Genomic DNA, 16,999 nt, shown 5'->3' with positions numbered 1-16,999 from the left:
TTTTTCCATTTATAGACTTTCAGTCAATTCAATTGTGAACTCCTGAATCTTCCCATCTCTGTAGACTTTCATTTTCAGCGTATCGCCCACTTCACTTTCGTTGTATAAATGCTGGCGAAGCTCCATGACTGAATTGACCGCTTCTCCATCCATTTCCACAATGACATCATACGCTTTTATTCCCGCTTTTGCTGCACCAGAGCCGTCCGCTACAGACTGAACGACAACGCCGCCTTCGACATCAGCCGGCAAATTCAATTCACTTTCGCGGTATTGCTGCGGAATGTCGTTTAAGTCCAGGATGCCGACCCCAATTGAAGGCCGTTGCACTTCGCCTTTCGACTCCAAATCTTCGATGATTGGAATAGCCGAATTGATCGGAATGGCTAAGCCGATTCCTTCCACTGCATCTTGGGCGATTTTCATCGAATTGATTCCGATGACTTGTCCCTGGCTATTGATCAAAGCACCGCCGCTGTTGCCTGGGTTGATCGCAGCATCTGTCTGAAGTACTTCAGACTGCCAATCTTCTTTGCCGTCTTGGTTAATATCGATCGGAATCAAGCGTTCAGTTCCGGAAACCACTCCCGTAGTAACCGAACCAGAAAACTGGAGGCCCAGGGGATTGCCGATTGCGATCACCGGCTCGCCCGCTTTCAGCACAGAGGAATCTCCGAACTCCGCCACGGTCTCGATTTTGTCTCCCGCTACTTTTAACACCGCTAAATCTGTCCAGGCATCGGTGCCTAATACTTCCGCTTCCAATTCCGTTTCATCCGCCAGGGTCACTACTACTTGTTCAGCCCCCTCGACCACGTGGTTGTTCGTGACGATATAAGCGGATTCACCGTCTTTTTTATAGATTACCCCGGAACCTACACCTGCTTCCTGTGCTTCGCTTTCAGCTGCAGGCATGAACGGGTTTAATTGCGCTTTTTGAAGATTGGAAACCCCGACTACGGCTCCAGAAGTCTGCTCCACCGTTTCCGTCACATCGGTCGTAACAATATGAGAAACGTTTTGGACATTGTTGGACGCTTCTGTAGTTGATGTGCCGTTAACCGCTGATTCGGTAGCCTGCTCGTTGTCTGTAAAGCCCGGAAGTACAACTCCGACGAGCAGCGCCCCGGCAATCAAACCGGTAAAGCTTGAAGCGAAATAGCCGCTGCGTTTTTTCTTCGGTTCACTTGAATTATAGTATCCCATTGATGATTCCTCCCTAGTTTAATGTGTTTTCAATTTCATAGGATTCCTGTTTTTCTGCTATCCACGTCGTATACGCTGCATTCAGCTTTTGATCGAAAAGCAGTTCTTTGATTTGGTCTTTGCTGTCTTCGAGCGTCGCTTCAGCGGCTTCTTTCTTGTCAGTCACTTGAATGATGTGGAAACCAAAATCCGTTTCTACCGGATCGCTGATGTCATCGACTTTCATCGCAAATGCCGCCTCTTCAAATTCGGCTGCCATTTCGCCGGTCCCGAAAAATCCAAGTTCTCCGCCGTTTTGGGCGGTTGCCGTATCTGTTGAATATTCTTTCGCCAATTCAGCAAAATCTCCGCCAGCCGCAAGTTTTTCTTTTACTTCATCCGCTTCCTCTTTGGTTGCTGTGAGAATATGGCTTGCCTCTACTTGAGCCGGCTGTGCCAAACTTTCTTTGTTTTCTTCAAAATAGCTTTCTATTTCTCCATCTGTCACTTCAATATCCGGGCCAAGCAATTTTTCGACTTTCACATAGCTTTCCATTTCAGCCGTTAAATCTTCCATCGTCATTCCGCTCGATTCCACTGCTGCCGCTAAAGCATCTTTTCCGCCATAGGATTTTTCATAGACAGCCATTTCCTTGTCCAGCTCTTCCTCCGTCACGTTGATGTCCGCTTTTTCAGCTTCTTGATCCAAAATTTCATCTGTGATCATGGCATTCAATGTGTCGGGCCCTGAAGTTTTTACCAATTCTTCATAAAGTGCATCCTTTTCAATCGCTTTGCCATTCACTGTCGCGACTGCTTCGCCATCTCCCTTGACGAAGCCGGCAATTAAAAATATCGCTGATGCGGCGATGACGCCAATGGCAATGTATACTGCTTGTTTCATATCCAGCCCTCTTTCTTTTCTTGTTAACAATACTTTACCAAGCAATTATGAATAAACTATGACCGAAGTTTTAAAAGAGATGGAAAGTTAAGAGCCTGCAAAGAAAAGGGATGCTTTTCTTTGCAGGCTCTCATATTTAGGTGGTTTCATGACTTTTGTGGGGAAGCTGAATGCTGAACTTCGTTCCTTTGCCTTTTTCGCTTTCTACTTGAATTTCTCCATTGTGCAAAGTGACAAGCTGTTTAACAATGGAAAGGCCCAAGCCGAATTGGCCGCTGCCTCTCGAAAGGTCCGATTTGTAAAAACGCCGCCAAATCAAATCGATTTCTGCCACATCAATGCCAACTCCGGTGTCTTCCACTTCCATAACCATGAATTCCTGTGTACTGTATGCCCGTAAAACAATTTGTCCATTTTCAGTGAACTGGATGCTGTTTCTGACGATATTCGTCAGTATCTGAATCAGCCGGTCCATATCGCCGTAAATGACTTGGCCAGGTTCGGTTTCCACGATAATCCGATTGTGTTTCTCGGCGGCTTGCAGCTCAAGCTGTTCCTGAATAATTTCCAGCAGCTCTTCCGCTTCAATCTCCTCTTTTTCCAGCTCCACTTGATTGGAACGGATTTTTTCATAGTCCAGGTTTTCATTGACCAGCCGCATCAGGCGTTTCGTCTCATCGCTGACAAGCCGGATGCCTTTTTCCCGCTGGTCTTCTTCGATCATATTATTGCGCAGCCCCTCAATCACACCGGCAATTGTCGTTAACGGTGTCCGCATTTCATGCGAAACGTCTGCCATAAACTGGCGGCGCCGATTCTCAAGCCGCTCAATTTCTTCGCTGGACTGCCGGAGCTTTTGGGCCATTTGATTGAAGTCTTCCGCTAAATCACCGAATTCATCAAAATTGGATTCAGGCAAGTTCACGTCGTAATGCCCTTCGCTGATCATCGCCGTCGCTTTTTGCATTCGCTGAAGCCGGCTGACATGCATTTTGGACAACAATAAACTCAAGAGGAGCGCAATCGCCAAAGCGATCAGGATGGTGGTCAACAAGGATTTATTGAGTTCTGAAATCATTTCACTTGTGCCGCTGATCGGTGAAGCGAGAAGCACCCCTCCAACCAATCCGCCGTTATCCACATAAGGCAACGCAACAAACGTGACAGTGCTTTCAAAACGGTCGACGTCCCGTTTGACGACAAGCGTTTCGCCTTGTTCAATCACCCCCCATTCCTGCTGCGTCAGTTCGACTGTTGGAAAAGCCCCGGAAACCGGATAAAGAATCCGGCTCTGCTGGTCAAAGACGATGAAGTCAATATTTTGGGACCGGAGAATCGGAACAAAGGACTGAATTCCTGTTCCAGGCCGTGACTGCTCAAGCGCCTGGAGAATCTGCTGTCCGTAGCTTTCCAATTCTTCCGCTTTATCCTGGTAGGCAAAGTCTTCAACATACCGGACAAATAACAGGCTTAAAATCAAAAATGCGATGAGCAGGATGCTCAGGTGGCTCGCAATCAACTGATAAAAGTACTTAATCCGCAAGTTCTTCAAATTTATAGCCAACTCCCCAGACCGTATGGAAAAGCCCTTCTCCACCCGCTATTTTTTTCCGGAGCCTTTTAATATGCACATCCACCGTCCGCTCATCGCCGTAGAACTGATATCCCCAGACCTGTTCAAGCAATTGCTCCCTGCTGAACACTTGTTTTGGATGCTGCAGGAAAAAGACCAATAAGTCGAATTCCTTCGGCGTCAGGCTTTGGACCGCTTCTCCATCTTTCAGCACCGCTCTCGTTTCCTGATTGACCTGGAAATGCCGGGTCTTGATCACATTCGCCTGGACTTGTCCATTCTTCAGCGACCGCCTTGTCACTGCCTTGATGCGAGCCATCAAGGTCAAGGGGCTGAAAGGTTTTGTCACGTAATCATCTGCGCCCATTTCAAACCCGATGACTTGATCCGATTCGCTGTCTTTTGCCGTCAGCATAATAATCGGCACCGCATCTCCCTGCTCCCGGATTTTACGGCATAGGGCAATGCCGTCCAGTCCTGGAAGCATCCAGTCGAGGATGAGCAAATCATAGTCGTGTTCTGAATACATCCGATATCCTTCTAATCCATCTGAAGCAAAGCTGCCTTCAATTCCTTCTTTTGAAAAAAACAATTCCAGCATCGAACTGACGCTTGGGTTGTCTTCCACCACCAAAATTTTCATGTCTTCCCTCCACTGCCTGTTTTTATAAAAGTAAATCACATTCAGAAAAGGCGCAAGCTAAACGGAAGGCCCATAAATGAAAAACCGCTTCAAATAAGAAGCGGTTTGGACCTTCAAGCATTTTTTTCGCGTTTTTTGTATTTCTGGAACAGATCGCCGATCATATCGTAGTCAATGGCAATATTATTTTCATAGGCATACTTCACGCCGTAGCCGAGCGCCAGCGTCATCGCGGATGCGACGGTTCCGCCAATTACAGAACCTGCACCCGGAATGAATTTCAAGGCCTGGCGGTAGATGGTATGCCCGATCGTCTGGGTCGCGGTGATGACGATCATGTCTTTTGCCGCTTTTTTCGTCAACGGCTTATCGTAGAGCTTTGATAGCTTGATGATCATTCCGACCTGCAGGGAAGTTAACGGGATGACATCCGACCCCGGAATGGGAGAAGCCCCGATGACGCCTGCCGAAACGCCTGAACCGATGATCCAGCGGTTTGCTGCAGCTGATTTTTCTTTCATGCTTTTAGCGAAGAGCAGGTCTTTTCCCTTCTTTTCGAGCAAAAAAAGAATTTCCTTCTTTAGGGTTTCCAAGTTTTCTCCGGTTTTCGAAGAAATCGGAATGACTTTGTATTTATTGTTTGTGTGGTTTTTAACAAATTGAACGATGGACGGGATGTTTTCTGCTGCATCGATTTTGTTCAACACGATGAGAATGTCTTTGTTGTGCTTTTCGATGCCCATGAATTTTTCTTTCTCACTGTCCGAGAAAACCGTGCCTGCCGCATTCAAAAAGAACAGCACGACATCGGATTTTTGGACGAATTCAAGTGTTTTCTTCGGATTTTCATCGTTCGGGTCATTAAGTCCAGGGGTATCCATGAACTTGATGTTTTCCAAGCCGCGAATGTTGTAGGGATCGACGCTGACCGTTTCGCCTGGCATCGGATTGGTGCTGGCGATGTCTTCGCCGATTATTTTATTGACCGTAGAAGATTTTCCGGCGTTGACTTCACCAATCAAGGAAATGAGCAATTCTTGGTCTAACAAGTCATTCACTTTTTTCATTTCATTTTCAAACATTTGGTCCATCATACGGTTTACTTCTTCTTCAAATTCTCTGACCACTCTCCAGTCCCCCTTTTCCAATATTTACTCCATATTATAAACAATTCCCTCTTTGGCGCCTACTCATTCACTTTTCAATATACGGTTTTAATAAAGTATCGCTGTATTTTAAAATTTCCAAAGCATTTTTCTTATGTTTTTTCGTTGCGCTGTTTTTAGCGCGTGTATCCATTGTCTTCATATCGTACATGGTGTCGGGAAGTTTGGCTCCGGCCGCTTTATACAATTGCTCGGATTGAATAAATGAACCTCCCGGCATATAATAGCGCATGCCTAAAAGGTTTTTCTTATATTCAAAAAGGTTATGGCCGATCAACGGGGTATCCGTGTCCACTCCCAGCAGCGCTAGAATCGTCGGCATAATATCCACTTGGCCGCCCAAGCGCGTCATTTGATGCCCTTCTTCAAATAAATTGCCGCCAGACATGATTAATGGAATGGTAAAACGGTCTTTCATCGTATAGGAGTGCCCGATAAATTCTTCGAGCAAGACTTCATCTTCTTCTGTTACCGGAGAGCCGTGCAGCCCGGAATGGTCTCCAAAGACCACAATCAGTGATTCGTCGTAAAGCCCTGCTTTCTTCAACTCATCGATAAAACGGCCGATCTGTTCATCTGCATAGCGGATAGATTGCAAATAATTCCCCGTATACGTATCGGCATAGGAATCAGGCAATTCGAGATGCTGCATCTCTTCAGGCAAAATAAACGGCGTATGGCTCGTCAAAGTGACGATGTTCGAATAGAACCGTTCATGCTTCTTTAATTGCCCGGGCAATTTTTCTAATACAAAATCAAACAGCACTTCGTCTGAAGGTCCGTACCCCACTTCTTCCATATCCGGAATTTCCTCAATTGAATAGACTTCTTCATAGCCAAGGACCGGATAAAGAACATTCCGATTCCAGAAGCCGAGATCATCGGCATGATACGTAGCGGAGCCGTAGCCCTCATTTTTTAATATTCTGGACAGTGACACGGCTTCCTTTCCATTTAAACTATTAACCGTCGGAACCATGCCTTCCGGATGCAGCCCGGTATTCGCGATCCACTCCGAATCAGACGTCGTGCCTGCGCCGATTTGCTGAAAAACATTCGAAAAATAGGCGCTTTCCTCTATCAGATCGTTGAGGTTCGGCGTGATTTCCTGCCCGTCCAACGTCCGTCCGATCGTAAAAGTCTGCAAAGATTCCACTTGAATCATGAACAGATGCCGCCCTTCCGCTAACCCGAACGTTTCGTGAGAGCTGACCGGGACGTATTTATTCCCTTTCAGCTCTTCCAGTTCTTTCGGTGTCAACTCTGTGGAAGAAGCATGGGCCGTCTCATTCGCCCGTTGATACATCTGAACGAGCTGGGACTGGATATAGCCGTTTTCTTTTGCAAAAAAGGAGACATCGATAATGGGCTGTTTGAATGCATAGGCTGTGCTCACCAGGCAGATAGCAGCCATTCCGATTGAAAAGTATTTCAAACGCACATCTTTTTGCGGGGCCTCCCGCCGTTTCGCTAAAATGAAAACAATCACGAGATCCAGGAAGAATAAGAAATCGTAAGGGTTTGTCAGTAAAGCGATCGTATGTCCGACAGAAGCCGATTGGGTGGTCTGCTGCAGATCATAATAGGATGGAATCGTAGAATAATAGCGAATGTAGAGCGTTATCGCGAAAAAGATGGCAGAGACGATAAAATTAAAAATGCCAATAGCCAGCCAAACCCGTTTCTTAATAAGCATGAGCAGAATCGCCAATATTAATGCCCACATTGGAAACTCCACAAAAAGGATGTGAACGATGGAACGTGTATCAAAAATTAACACACGGAACGCAATGACTTTTATCAGCAGCAATGCAAATATCAGCAGATAGGAAAATTTGCGCGGCTTTTCCATTTTAGTCACCTCCTTTACTGAACGAATGCATGCCTTAACTGTTTCCCTCTAATTTTTCATGCCCATATTCGCTTGACGCTGCCTTCTTCCATATCAATTTCATAGACATCGGGATTGGACAGCTCTTTCCATTCCTTGAATCCGTAGCGCGTATCCATTTTCTTAAGCAACAAACCCAGTAAATTCCCGTGAGAAACAAGGATACTGCGATCCGGTGCAGCAGCCACCACTTCCATCCCTCTTGCCATGGCTTCATTTCCAGACTCGCCGCCCATCAGCTTCAAATCCAAGTTGCCGAATGATTCTTCCAAACGCTCCATCCAATCCGGCAAATCCTCCGGACTCAGTACACGCTCCGAGAGGCGGCTGTCAATTTCGATTTGCAGCCCCAGTTTGCTCGCTGCCGGTTCAATGGAATGGATTGCCCGGGTGAAGGGACTTGAAATAATATGCGCTATCTCCATTTCTTCAAAAAATTGCGCCAGCTGTTGGGCCTGCTCTGCGCCTCCAGCCGTCAGCCCGGCTTCCGGTGCTTGTCCTGTTGCTTGGCAATGCCGGACCAAAAAAATCTTTTTCCTCATTCCCCATCCTCCTAATTCCCTTTTTTGATGTCGTCTTTATCCTCATTATAAGTCTTTATAAAGAATCCGTCCGTTTCGGACCATTCCGCATACAGCACATCCTTCACAGTAGAATAGCCTAATTTTTGAAGCTCGTCATAGAGCCATTGGCTTGATTTTCCGACATACTTCAGAATCTCTTCATTCACTTTTCCTTCATCAACGAATAAAAAATTCAAGGCTTCGTCTTCTACTTTTATATCAAGCATCGCAGGCGTTACCTCGCTGAATTTCGGATATTTCCTCAAACTGACCGTCCCGCCCGGTTCCAGATACAAATCCCGCACTTCGCGAAGGGAAAAGACGCCTTGTTGGCGAAGCATGATGCGCAGCTGCTCCATCTCCAAATGATTCTTATTCAATTCACGGACATTGAATTCACCGTCCCGAATCAGGATGGACGATTCGCCTTTCAGCAAAATCCGGATTTTGTCGAATTTCTGCGATAACTTCTCAATGAGGTATAGCATAATTCCCCAAACCGCCACCGCAAACCAGACATGCAGGCCGGAGACTTTGTCATCATAAATGCTTTCTTCCAAAATCCCTCCTAATACAATCGAATAGATAAAATCAAAAGGAGTCAATTGAGACATTTCCTTCTTCCCCAACAGCCGGGTGACCACCAATAAAGCGATCAATCCAAACACTAATTTGATGCCGATATCGAAATAAGCCATTCCCTGACCTCCATTCAATAATCTCCTACAATCCCCATTCCCCTTATTTCATTTCCTAAGCCCATAAAGAATGAAAGCAGGATTCGGGACAAAAAAACTCCGGAGCATACGCTCCGGAGCCCAGTATTACAGCTTTTTCATCAAATTCGCCATTTCAATTGCACCTGCAGCCGATTCCCAGCCCTTGTTGCCCGCTTTCGTGCCCGCCCGTTCAATCGCCTGTTCAATCGAATCGGTTGTCAGAACGCCGAAAATCACCGGAATTCCCGATTGGTCGCTGACGCGGGATACACCTTTTGCCGCTTCGCTGCAGACATAGTCAAAATGCGGTGTGGAACCGCGGATAACTGTCCCGAGCGTAATGATCGCATCGTACTTTCCGCTTTGCGCCATTTTCTTCGCCGCCAGCGGAATTTCGAAAGCTCCCGGCACCCAAGCAATCGCTACATCTTCATCGTTCACGCCATGGCGCTTTAGCGCATCTTCTGCGCCGCTCAACAATTTGCTCGTAATAAACTCATTGAAGCGCCCCACCACTATTCCGATCCGCAATCCCTCGCCATTTAAATATCCTTCATAATGTACCGTCATTTAGTCTGCTCCTTTGGAACATCAGCGATCGCTGATGTAAATTATTTTTATCGCACTTCGCAATTCTTCATTCAAATGGCCAGTTCGTGTTCCTTGCGGTACGCAACCAGCGATTCAATCGTCAAAATTCCCAATCCGAGGCGCTCTGCCACTCCCAGCAGATCATCGACACGCGCCATCGTGCCATCCGTTTTTAATATTTCACATATGACTCCAGCCGGAACCGAACCGGCGAGCTTCGCCAAATCCACAGCTGCTTCCGTATGTCCGTTGCGGACAAGCACACCGCCGCTTTTGGCAATCAGCGGGAATACATGGCCCGGCCGGTTAAAATCGTTTGCTTCTGCCAATGGATCCGCCAAACTTTTGATGGTATGGGAACGTTCAAAGGCGCTGATTCCGGTCGTCGTTTCTTTATGGTCAATGCTGACCGTAAATGCGGTCCCAAAATCATCCGTGTTTTCATCCGTCATCAGAGGCATGTTCAATCGGGCCGCGATTGATTCGTCAATCGGCGCGCAAATCAAGCCTCTCCCTTCCGCAGCCATCAAATTGATGATTTCAGGCGTCGCAAATTCAGCCAAGGCAATAAAGTCTCCTTCATTTTCACGGTTTTCATCGTCGATCACGATTACAGCTTTTCCTGCTTTCAAGTCACGCACGGCTTCTTCAACTTTATAGAACAAGACTTCCACCTCCATTAGAATCCATTTTCAGCTAACCAATCGCGTGTTATTTCAGGTTTAGTTTGTTGAATCCGTTCGGTATATTTCGCAAGCATATCGCATTCGATATTGACTTGTGCGCCGATCCCTTTTTGGCCAAGCACTGAATCGGCTTGGGTCGTCGGGATGAGGGAAACGGCAATCGAGCGAGCGCCCAGTCTAAAAATGGTCAAAGAAGTGCCGTCAATTGCAACTGAACCTTTATACACCATGTACTTCATCAAGGCAGGGGCAACTTCAATTTCTTTTGTCCAAGCGTTCCCCTCTTTTCTAACCGCTCGGATTTTGCCGACGCCGTCAATATGGCCGCTGACGAAATGGCCTCCGAATCGGCCATTGGCGGGCATCGCCCGTTCCAAATTAACGGGTGAACCGTTTGACAGCTCTTTGAGCGCCGACGATTTAAACGTCTCTGGGATGACATCGGCAGTGAATGACTGCTTTGCGAAACTTGAAACCGTCAGGCATACGCCATTGACCGCTATGCTGTCGCCTCGCTTCATGTCTTCTAAAATCAGCGAACAGGCAATCGTCAGTTCCAACGCTTGTGTTTTGGGCTGAACGGAAGAGATCGTTCCGACTTCTTCTACAATCCCGGTAAACAAATACATCACGCTCCTTTTTAAGCTGCTGCAGCTTTTGATGTCCGGCTCTAAACCGGCCACATTTTTTGCATACCAAAAAAACGTCCGGATTTCCGATATGCTGGGTTCTTCGGTGTCTGGGACACCCTTTCGGTATTGCTAAATTGGATTCTTTCCACCAAGGGGCTGTCGGGTGGCAAGGAAAGGAAAAACAAAAGAGGATAAAAAATGCACTTTTTTGATGGGCACCGCTAAAAGGGTACGCCAAATAAGCTTCATTTCTTGGCTGCGAAATGAAAAAAGAAGCTATTTAGAAAAAAGAGCATAACAAAATAAGCCTTCAAATTCTTCTCCCATCCAGACTTTCACTGTCGGTGCCGGATTTTCACCAGCTCCACCGCTCTTTACTGCCAGCAAATGTGCCTGTCCGGAACCGGCGAATGCCGGAACTGGACGATGCAAAAGCCCAGGCGGGGATGCCTGAAACTTTCATTTGCTTAAAGATCGGGTCACGGACTTACAGTTTCCTGCTCACCGCCGGTAAGGAATTTCACCTTGCCCCGAAGAATTTGATTCGATTATTTGTCATTATAAGGGTAACATACTTAAGAGAAGATTCCGATGATATCGAATGGATTTTAAAAAAAGGGGTGAAAAGGATGGCACACGAAATGACTGTAAAAGGATTGGACGTAGACCCTGAAACCCGCTGCCGGCATTACCATTCTGAAGTGGACCGCATTGCGATTAAATTTTACTGCTGCGGAATTTACTATCCGTGCTTTGAATGCCATCAAGCCGTCGGGTGCGGCCGGCATCAAGTATGGCCGTCCGGACTTTTCCATGAGAAAGCAGTTCTCTGCGGGAGCTGCGGCCATCAATTGAGCATTGCGGAGTATTTGGAGTGCCGTTCTGAATGTCCGTCGTGCCATTCCGCTTTCAATCCGGGCTGCAGTTTGCACAAGCATCTGTATTTTGCTGCATAAAAAAAGGGCTGTCCGCTGAGTCGTTTTTCTCAGCAGACGGCCCTTCCATTTATTTTCAAGCACTTTCAGTAGCGCGTTCGACTCTAAGGCACATGACGATTTGTTCTCCTTTTGAGCGCATCAGGCGCCGGCCGGTATCTTCAAATCCGGCTTTCTCGTACACACGCTGCGCCGCAAGATTCCGTGCATTCACCCCTAGCACAATTTCATCAAATTGCGGATATTCTTTTCTGATGAATTCCGGAAGGGCATAAATGGAACCTGTAGCGATTCCGCGGCCCTGAAACTTGGGATTCACTGAATACCCGCGAAGCAATAACGCCCGAGGATTATTGGAGTATTTTTTCCGGTCATCGGATTCATCCAGCTCGAAAAATCCAGCCACTTCATCACGTGCTTTAATGATAATCAAATGCTTTAACGGATTTTTCGCATCCCGCTCGATGATGTCTTGGGGGAGGCCGGTAAATTCAAGCTGATCGGATGGCAAATCGTAAGTGACAGCCACTTTTGATGAGTAAGGATGAAGCGATACTTCTTTCTTTTTAATCATAATCAACGCCTCCTTGCTGCTCATGGAATTCCATTTTCACTCCGATTATAGCACGCTTTTATTTTATTGAGTTTTCAGGAATGTAAAGTTTGAAAATCCGGCAAATTTGAAGAAAGCACTAGGCTTTTTCCAACGTGACCACAATGATTTCCGGCAAGTTGAAAATTCTCACCGGAAAACCGCTATTGCCTAAGCCGCGGCTCAATACGAGACGCGTTGGGCCCTCTTCAAAAAGGCCTTCGGTCATAGTTGGAAACCATCCTTGGCTCGGCGCAAAAAGGCCTCCAAGACCTGGAAAGCGGATCTGCCCGCCATGCGCATGACCTGCAAATACTAAGTCGATTTCTTCGTCTGCGTAGACGCTGAACATTTCCGGACGGTGGGCCAATAGCAGAGTAAAACGTTCATCGATTCCCGCTTCTGCCAATGCATGATAGGTGAAATCCTGCTCGGTTTGCTGCACATCCATCAACGGGTCATTGATTCCGGCAATCTGGACTGATTCGCCTTCTATTTCCCAGTCCATCGATTTGTTCATTAAGACGTGGACGCCTCTTTGTTCCAGCGCTTCCGTAATTTCGTCAATTTTGTTCACAGCCACTTCATGGTTTCCGAGAACATAATAGACTTCGCTCATTTCCACCAATGCATCGACCAGCGTTAAACTGCCCTCCAAATCATAGCGATTGCTGTCGATCAAATCGCCCGTCAGGAAAATGGCATCAGGCCCTGCAGCCTCCACTTTTTCGATTAACGAAGACTGTCCTTCTCCAAAATTCGCATCATGCAAATCGGAAATCTGAACAATTTTTTTGCCGTCAAAAGCTTCCGGCAGCTTCTCCGATTCTATCGTGAATTCCGTTGTTTGAATCCAATGATTATTAACCCAAATAAAGCCCCATAAAAGGAGCAGCACAACTAATAAAGCACCTAATTTTTTCATACTCTAACCTCTATTCACAATTGGCCGAATGGCCGGGTTCCGTTTCGCATCCATCATTTCCCTTTTTCATTCGGGCGCCACGATCTCGAATTTCATCCGGTCCGGCGCTTCTATAAATACTGCATAATAGTCCGGTCCGCCAGCAAACGGATGCCGGTCTTCATACAAAATGCGGAAGCCCCTTTCCCTGGCTTTTTCCGTTAATGCATCTACATGGCCCCGCGAATCCGCATGAAACGCCAAATGGTTTAAACCGGTCGCTTTCCGGTGATAGCCTTTCGGCAAAAACGCTTCTTCTGTTTGGACAAATACCACATATGTCCTGCCCATTTTATAGCTGACCCCTTCCGGCCATTGCTGATACAGCTCGTATCCCAAGTCCGGCAAAAACGCTTCATAAAATTCCCGCGCTTCCGTTAAATTGGACACATTGATTTCTACATGATGAAGCATCGTTCTTCGCCCCTTTTTTCCATAGTAACAGATAGTCATGGCGGATTTCGAATTTGAAAAGACCGGCTGCCGGCTCCTCTTATTGGGAATCTTAACGAACATGAAAAAACCGCAGCATGCTGCTGCGGCCCAAACTGTCAAACTTTGGCAGTCGAAGCTTTCCTTTTAGCCATCCAGATTCCGAAAAAGAGCAATGCTAGGATGAAGGCAATAGCTAGGGCAAGCGTCCACCAGTAATCGCTCATGTCCGGCTTTCCATACAGCCATTGCGCTGCGTAGGCCGGAATTTTCATCGGCGAAAATGTCCAGTAAGCCCCAAGCAGGCTGTCTGCGATTTGCATGAAGAAAACGAGAGCCAATGAAACAGCAGCAGCCATTCCCGCATTCGGCATCGCAGCACTTGCTGCAAGTACAATTGTTATCACCAACAAAATCCAGACACTATACGTTCCCGCAAACTGCAGAAAAGAAATGATCTCCACTTGCTCAAACAGGAGAAAAATATAGTAATAGGCAGCCAGCAGCCCCAGCCAAACGCTCATTACGCCAGTGATGCCCGCCATCAGCCATTTGCTCAGGAAATAATCCCGGAAGGACAGCGGCCTCACATAAAGCAAGGTGGCCGTCCCGCTCTTTCTTTCGCCTGCTATCGAACCCATATAGGCTAGGATCAAAATTGCCATGCCGATCAGCTGATACTGGCCAAGGACCGCCTGCAAAATTTCTTCAGGCTGTGGCACCGGCAATTCAATGACTGCTCCTTCCGGCAAGTTGCCTAGGGAATCCAATAGCTGAGGCAAAAAGTAATTCGTGACGGGTTCAAGAATCCCAAAAAGGATGAAAACGATCGGTATCCAGAAAATCTTATAATTGCGGAGGTTTTCTCGCCATTCTTTACGGAATAAAACACCAAATTGATTCATTTGCCGCCCGCCACCTTTATAAAGATTTCTTCCAATGTGGCTGTCTTCTGCTCTACACCGACTACGCCTTCAGAAGTGTCAGCGAGCTTGGCCAGTACTTTTTTCATAGCTGTATCGCCTTCTTCTTCAATAGCCAGTTCCACGGCCGATCCATCCAGATCTGCCGGCCAAGATACCTGCCCGGCAAATACGGCAGCTTGCCTGGCTGTTTGAAAACGGATCCGAATGCGCGGTTCCGCGTATCGCTCCTTCACTTCTCCCAGAGATCCATGCTCAACCAGCTTTCCGTGCTGCATAAAAAGCAATTGATCGGTCATTTGTTCCGCATCGTTCAAAATATGTGTCGAGTAGAGAACCGTCGTATGCGGCTGCAAAGATTTCAATAAATCCATGATTTCTCTTCGGCCGGTGGGATCAAGAGCGGAGACCGGCTCATCCAGCAATAAGAGCTTCGGTTCATGCACAATCGCCTGTGCCAATCCAAGCCGCTGTTTCATCCCTCCGGAAAAAGTACCGGTCTTTTTGTTTTGAACCGACCCCAAACCGACAAATTCCAATGTTTTCTTCGATTGGGACAAAGCATTTTTTGAATGCACGCCACTCAGTTTCGCTGCCATTTCCATAAATTCCAGTGCCGTCATCCACGGAAAGAAATGAGGATGCTGGGGCAAGAACCCCACACCCGATTCCCGATGCCAGTTGATTGAGCCGCTTGTTGCCCGGAGCAGTCCGGCTAACATGGACAACGTGGTGGTTTTCCCTGCGCCGTTCGGGCCGATCAATGCCGTCGCTGTCCCTTCTTCCAAAGCAAAAGAGAGATCTTTGACAGCCACTTGCTCGCCGTATCTTTTCGTCAAATTCCGGACTTCTAAAATCGTCAATAGTTCCGCCTCCCGATCACTAAGTACAAAATAGGGCCGATGATGTTCACAACAACGATAAGAACGGCCCACATCCATTTTGGTCCGTTTGGATTCGGATTCTTAATCAAATCTACCAGTGCAAAAATCATTAAACCAAGTTGAATGAACAATATCGGCAAAAGCAAGAGTACAATCGTTGATTGATCCATAATTTCTCCCTCCTTCTTCTATGGCTAAGCTTTATTTATTTGACCAAAAAAGCAATGAGCAAAATAGCCGCTAGCGGCAAGAACACCATCACCCAGCTTTTTGGGTTTCCTAAGTTGACCGTCCAGCCGATGCCGAACCGCTTTTCCACCATGATTGATGGATCTTCCTTATTGACGTAAAAGATGCCCGCTTTCCAATGCCGATCGTTGTCTGCATCGATAATGCCGGAGTCGCTTTGGCCAGCTGCAGGACTTGAAGCGAACTGGGCGATTTTGACCGTATAAAGAGCCGTACCGGCCAAAACCAGGATCGCGAATCCGATCGTCATCGCCATGACCCAAAGCGCTCCGCCAAGTTCCGGATAGATCAAGGAAAGCTGCAGGCTCCCAAGCAACAGCGTCACAGATATCGACGTGACGAATAGGAGCCAGCTTCCGTACTTCCGCGAAGCCAACTCCCTTTTGCGGGATTGGGCTTTTTGCGTCGCGCTGATTTTTGAGCCGCTTGTTTTTCTCGCTTGGTTCATAAAATAAAAGAGCACTTGCATAATGAGCAGAATCACCGGCATCGAAATGCTGGAGAAAATGGTTTTCTCGGAAAAACGGTCCGCTTGGCCATCCGCACCCCAATGGGCCGGTATCTTGTCCGGCAATTGGGTGTAGTGAGTTAACGTCAAAGCGATCAATCCGACAGTGATCAGCATGGGCAGCAGGAAAGCGATGCCTGAGACCATTTCAAGGTCATTGCGGAACTGGAGATCCACGATAACTTTTTCCTTTTTTCCAAGCACCCATCCTTGCTGCTGCTTTTCTTTTTTCACCGTTAAATGGTTTTTAAAATAAAGAGCCATACTGAATGCGACGATCCCTAATTGCAGCCCTACTCCCCAAATGACGCCCTGGCCTTCTGGAATATGCAAGAGATTCACCGCTAATGCGTAGAAAAGAACGGACGTAAGCCCACCTGCCAGCACTAAGCGGCTATAATTCTTTTTTAGCCGGCCGATAAATTCCTGCCGATAATGAGGCTCCGGAACGTAAATGCCAAAAACCTCCGTAGCCTTGACCAAATAAGGCATGAACGCTTGAACTGCTGCAAGCAATACCATAATGAAAACCATCAAACCTATTGTCATTCAGATCCCTCCCTTATCTCCCTCACCATCTTCTCGACCATCACAGCCAACTCTTCCCTGTTCAATTGAAGGCACAGGGCTTCGGCTAAAATTGGCCGAAGTTCCTCTTCCATGCGTGCCTTCTCTTCAGGACTGGCAGAACGAATCGCATTTGCGTGTATAAAAACCCCTTTTTTCGGAACGATTTCAATCATTTTTTTCTCTTCCAAATAATGATAAGCCTTATTCACGGTATGCATGTTCATACCTAAATCTGCTGCAAAAGCCCTTACAGAAGGCAACGGTGTTTCAGGTGCCAATTCTCCCCTGGCAATGCCTTCCATGATCTGCTGGGCCAATTGAAGATAAATGGGGACAGCAGAGTCCGGTTCGATTTCAATAAACATTTTCTCACCTCTTTGTTCTATATT

The 16,999-nt window shown here is 47.0% G+C and carries 19 protein-coding genes, 1 pseudogene and 1 riboswitch; of the genes and pseudogenes, 1 reads left to right on the top strand and 19 read right to left on the bottom strand.

Going from position 1 to position 16,999, the window contains the following annotated elements; translation table 11 throughout:
- Positions 1–9: 9 nt before the first annotated feature.
- From BN1080_RS02895 to ribE, 11 genes and pseudogenes are all read right to left on the bottom strand, one after another.
- On the bottom strand, positions 10–1,206 hold the full coding sequence (locus BN1080_RS02895; protein WP_052650379.1) for a S1C family serine protease: 1,197 nt from the start codon (positions 1,204–1,206) through the stop codon (positions 10–12).
- 13 nt (positions 1,207–1,219) lie between these two features.
- Positions 1,220–2,089: a peptidylprolyl isomerase gene (locus BN1080_RS02890; RefSeq protein WP_052650377.1), complete on the bottom strand. Its 870-nt coding sequence runs from the start codon at positions 2,087–2,089 to the stop codon at positions 1,220–1,222.
- 136 nt (positions 2,090–2,225) lie between these two features.
- Positions 2,226–3,641, bottom strand: a complete 1,416-nt coding sequence (locus BN1080_RS02885; RefSeq protein WP_234398918.1) for a sensor histidine kinase — start codon at positions 3,639–3,641, stop codon at positions 2,226–2,228.
- A complete protein-coding gene (locus tag BN1080_RS02880; protein WP_052650375.1) occupies positions 3,622–4,305 on the bottom strand; it encodes a response regulator transcription factor in 684 nt (227 codons plus the stop codon). Before BN1080_RS02880 ends, BN1080_RS02885 begins: the two co-directional genes overlap by 20 nt.
- A 113-nt stretch (positions 4,306–4,418) precedes the next feature.
- Entirely contained in the window at positions 4,419–5,432 is a 1,014-nt protein-coding gene (locus BN1080_RS02875) for a GTPase (protein ID WP_199876580.1), read from the bottom strand.
- A gap of 67 nt (positions 5,433–5,499) precedes the next feature.
- A complete protein-coding gene (locus tag BN1080_RS02870) occupies positions 5,500–7,323 on the bottom strand; it encodes an LTA synthase family protein (protein ID WP_052650373.1) in 1,824 nt (607 codons plus the stop codon).
- A gap of 56 nt (positions 7,324–7,379) precedes the next feature.
- Positions 7,380–7,904 carry a histidine phosphatase family protein gene (locus BN1080_RS02865; RefSeq protein WP_052650371.1) on the bottom strand — a complete coding sequence of 175 codons (525 nt, stop codon included), beginning with the start codon at positions 7,902–7,904 and terminating at the stop codon, positions 7,380–7,382.
- An 11-nt stretch (positions 7,905–7,915) separates the two neighbouring features.
- Positions 7,916–8,623: a DUF421 domain-containing protein gene (locus BN1080_RS02860; RefSeq protein WP_052650369.1), complete on the bottom strand. Its 708-nt coding sequence runs from the start codon at positions 8,621–8,623 to the stop codon at positions 7,916–7,918.
- A 126-nt stretch (positions 8,624–8,749) separates the two neighbouring features.
- The gene (ribH, locus tag BN1080_RS02855) at positions 8,750–9,214 is read right to left on the bottom strand and encodes a 6,7-dimethyl-8-ribityllumazine synthase (RefSeq protein ID WP_052650367.1); all 465 of its coding nucleotides are present in this window, start codon (positions 9,212–9,214) and stop codon (positions 8,750–8,752) included.
- 74 nt (positions 9,215–9,288) lie between these two features.
- A pseudogene (gene ribB / locus BN1080_RS02850) lies at positions 9,289–9,900 on the bottom strand (3,4-dihydroxy-2-butanone-4-phosphate synthase); the annotation flags it as partial.
- A 14-nt stretch (positions 9,901–9,914) separates the two neighbouring features.
- On the bottom strand, positions 9,915–10,544 hold the full coding sequence (gene ribE, locus BN1080_RS02845; RefSeq protein ID WP_052654359.1) for a riboflavin synthase: 630 nt from the start codon (positions 10,542–10,544) through the stop codon (positions 9,915–9,917).
- 320 nt (positions 10,545–10,864) lie between these two features.
- A riboswitch (FMN riboswitch) is annotated at positions 10,865–11,095 on the bottom strand.
- A gap of 87 nt (positions 11,096–11,182) precedes the next feature.
- On the opposite strand from ribE, the gene BN1080_RS02840 reads away from it, so the two are divergent.
- Positions 11,183–11,509: a CHY zinc finger protein gene (locus BN1080_RS02840; protein WP_052654357.1), complete on the top strand. Its 327-nt coding sequence runs from the start codon at positions 11,183–11,185 to the stop codon at positions 11,507–11,509.
- A 55-nt stretch (positions 11,510–11,564) separates the two neighbouring features.
- Here BN1080_RS02840 and BN1080_RS02835 read toward each other — a convergent pair whose 3' ends face one another.
- The 8 genes from BN1080_RS02835 to BN1080_RS02800 form a co-directional block, all read right to left on the bottom strand.
- Entirely contained in the window at positions 11,565–12,062 is a 498-nt protein-coding gene (locus tag BN1080_RS02835) for a GNAT family N-acetyltransferase (RefSeq protein ID WP_052650365.1), read from the bottom strand.
- A 118-nt stretch (positions 12,063–12,180) separates the two neighbouring features.
- Positions 12,181–13,005 carry a metallophosphoesterase gene (locus BN1080_RS02830; RefSeq protein WP_052650363.1) on the bottom strand — a complete coding sequence of 275 codons (825 nt, stop codon included), beginning with the start codon at positions 13,003–13,005 and terminating at the stop codon, positions 12,181–12,183.
- 66 nt (positions 13,006–13,071) lie between these two features.
- Positions 13,072–13,458, bottom strand: coding sequence for a VOC family protein (locus tag BN1080_RS02825; protein WP_052650361.1), 387 nt, complete (start codon positions 13,456–13,458; stop codon positions 13,072–13,074).
- 137 nt (positions 13,459–13,595) lie between these two features.
- Positions 13,596–14,381: an ABC transporter permease gene (locus BN1080_RS02820; RefSeq protein WP_052650359.1), complete on the bottom strand. Its 786-nt coding sequence runs from the start codon at positions 14,379–14,381 to the stop codon at positions 13,596–13,598.
- Positions 14,378–15,262, bottom strand: coding sequence for an ABC transporter ATP-binding protein (locus BN1080_RS02815; protein WP_052650357.1), 885 nt, complete (start codon positions 15,260–15,262; stop codon positions 14,378–14,380). Before BN1080_RS02815 ends, BN1080_RS02820 begins: the two co-directional genes overlap by 4 nt.
- Complete coding sequence (locus BN1080_RS02810; RefSeq protein WP_052650355.1) at positions 15,259–15,453, bottom strand: PLD nuclease N-terminal domain-containing protein; 195 nt, start codon at positions 15,451–15,453, stop codon at positions 15,259–15,261. The genes BN1080_RS02815 and BN1080_RS02810 overlap by 4 nt, the downstream gene beginning before the upstream one ends.
- A gap of 35 nt (positions 15,454–15,488) precedes the next feature.
- Complete coding sequence (locus tag BN1080_RS02805) at positions 15,489–16,589, bottom strand: DUF1648 domain-containing protein (RefSeq protein WP_052650353.1); 1,101 nt, start codon at positions 16,587–16,589, stop codon at positions 15,489–15,491.
- On the bottom strand, positions 16,586–16,975 hold the full coding sequence (locus tag BN1080_RS02800) for a GntR family transcriptional regulator (protein ID WP_052650351.1): 390 nt from the start codon (positions 16,973–16,975) through the stop codon (positions 16,586–16,588). Before BN1080_RS02800 ends, BN1080_RS02805 begins: the two co-directional genes overlap by 4 nt.
- Between the last annotated feature and the right edge of the window lie 24 nt (positions 16,976–16,999).

Origin of the sequence: Planococcus massiliensis (assembly GCF_000821325.1) — a bacterium.
Lineage (GTDB): Bacteria > Bacillota > Bacilli > Bacillales_A > Planococcaceae > Planococcus > Planococcus ruber.
Note: the sequence above shows the minus strand (reverse complement) of the source record. Positions and strands in the feature narration are given on the sequence as shown.

Coding starts and splice junctions, on each gene's coding strand:
- BN1080_RS02895 (WP_052650379.1), bottom strand. CDS start 1,206: ATGGGATACTATAATTCAAGTGAACCGAAGAAAAAACGCAGCGGCTAT.
- BN1080_RS02890 (WP_052650377.1), bottom strand. CDS start 2,089: ATGAAACAAGCAGTATACATTGCCATTGGCGTCATCGCCGCATCAGCG.
- BN1080_RS02880 (WP_052650375.1), bottom strand. CDS start 4,305: ATGAAAATTTTGGTGGTGGAAGACAACCCAAGCGTCAGTTCGATGCTG.
- BN1080_RS02870 (WP_052650373.1), bottom strand. CDS start 7,323: ATGGAAAAGCCGCGCAAATTTTCCTATCTGCTGATATTTGCATTGCTG.
- BN1080_RS02865 (WP_052650371.1), bottom strand. CDS start 7,904: ATGAGGAAAAAGATTTTTTTGGTCCGGCATTGCCAAGCAACAGGACAA.
- BN1080_RS02860 (WP_052650369.1), bottom strand. CDS start 8,623: ATGGCTTATTTCGATATCGGCATCAAATTAGTGTTTGGATTGATCGCT.
- ribH (WP_052650367.1), bottom strand. CDS start 9,214: ATGACGGTACATTATGAAGGATATTTAAATGGCGAGGGATTGCGGATC.
- BN1080_RS02840 (WP_052654357.1), top strand. CDS start 11,183: ATGGCACACGAAATGACTGTAAAAGGATTGGACGTAGACCCTGAAACC.
- BN1080_RS02835 (WP_052650365.1), bottom strand. CDS start 12,062: ATGATTAAAAAGAAAGAAGTATCGCTTCATCCTTACTCATCAAAAGTG.
- BN1080_RS02830 (WP_052650363.1), bottom strand. CDS start 13,005: ATGAAAAAATTAGGTGCTTTATTAGTTGTGCTGCTCCTTTTATGGGGC.
- BN1080_RS02825 (WP_052650361.1), bottom strand. CDS start 13,458: ATGCTTCATCATGTAGAAATCAATGTGTCCAATTTAACGGAAGCGCGG.
- BN1080_RS02820 (WP_052650359.1), bottom strand. CDS start 14,381: ATGAATCAATTTGGTGTTTTATTCCGTAAAGAATGGCGAGAAAACCTC.
- BN1080_RS02810 (WP_052650355.1), bottom strand. CDS start 15,453: ATGGATCAATCAACGATTGTACTCTTGCTTTTGCCGATATTGTTCATT.
- BN1080_RS02805 (WP_052650353.1), bottom strand. CDS start 16,589: ATGACAATAGGTTTGATGGTTTTCATTATGGTATTGCTTGCAGCAGTT.
- BN1080_RS02800 (WP_052650351.1), bottom strand. CDS start 16,975: ATGTTTATTGAAATCGAACCGGACTCTGCTGTCCCCATTTATCTTCAA.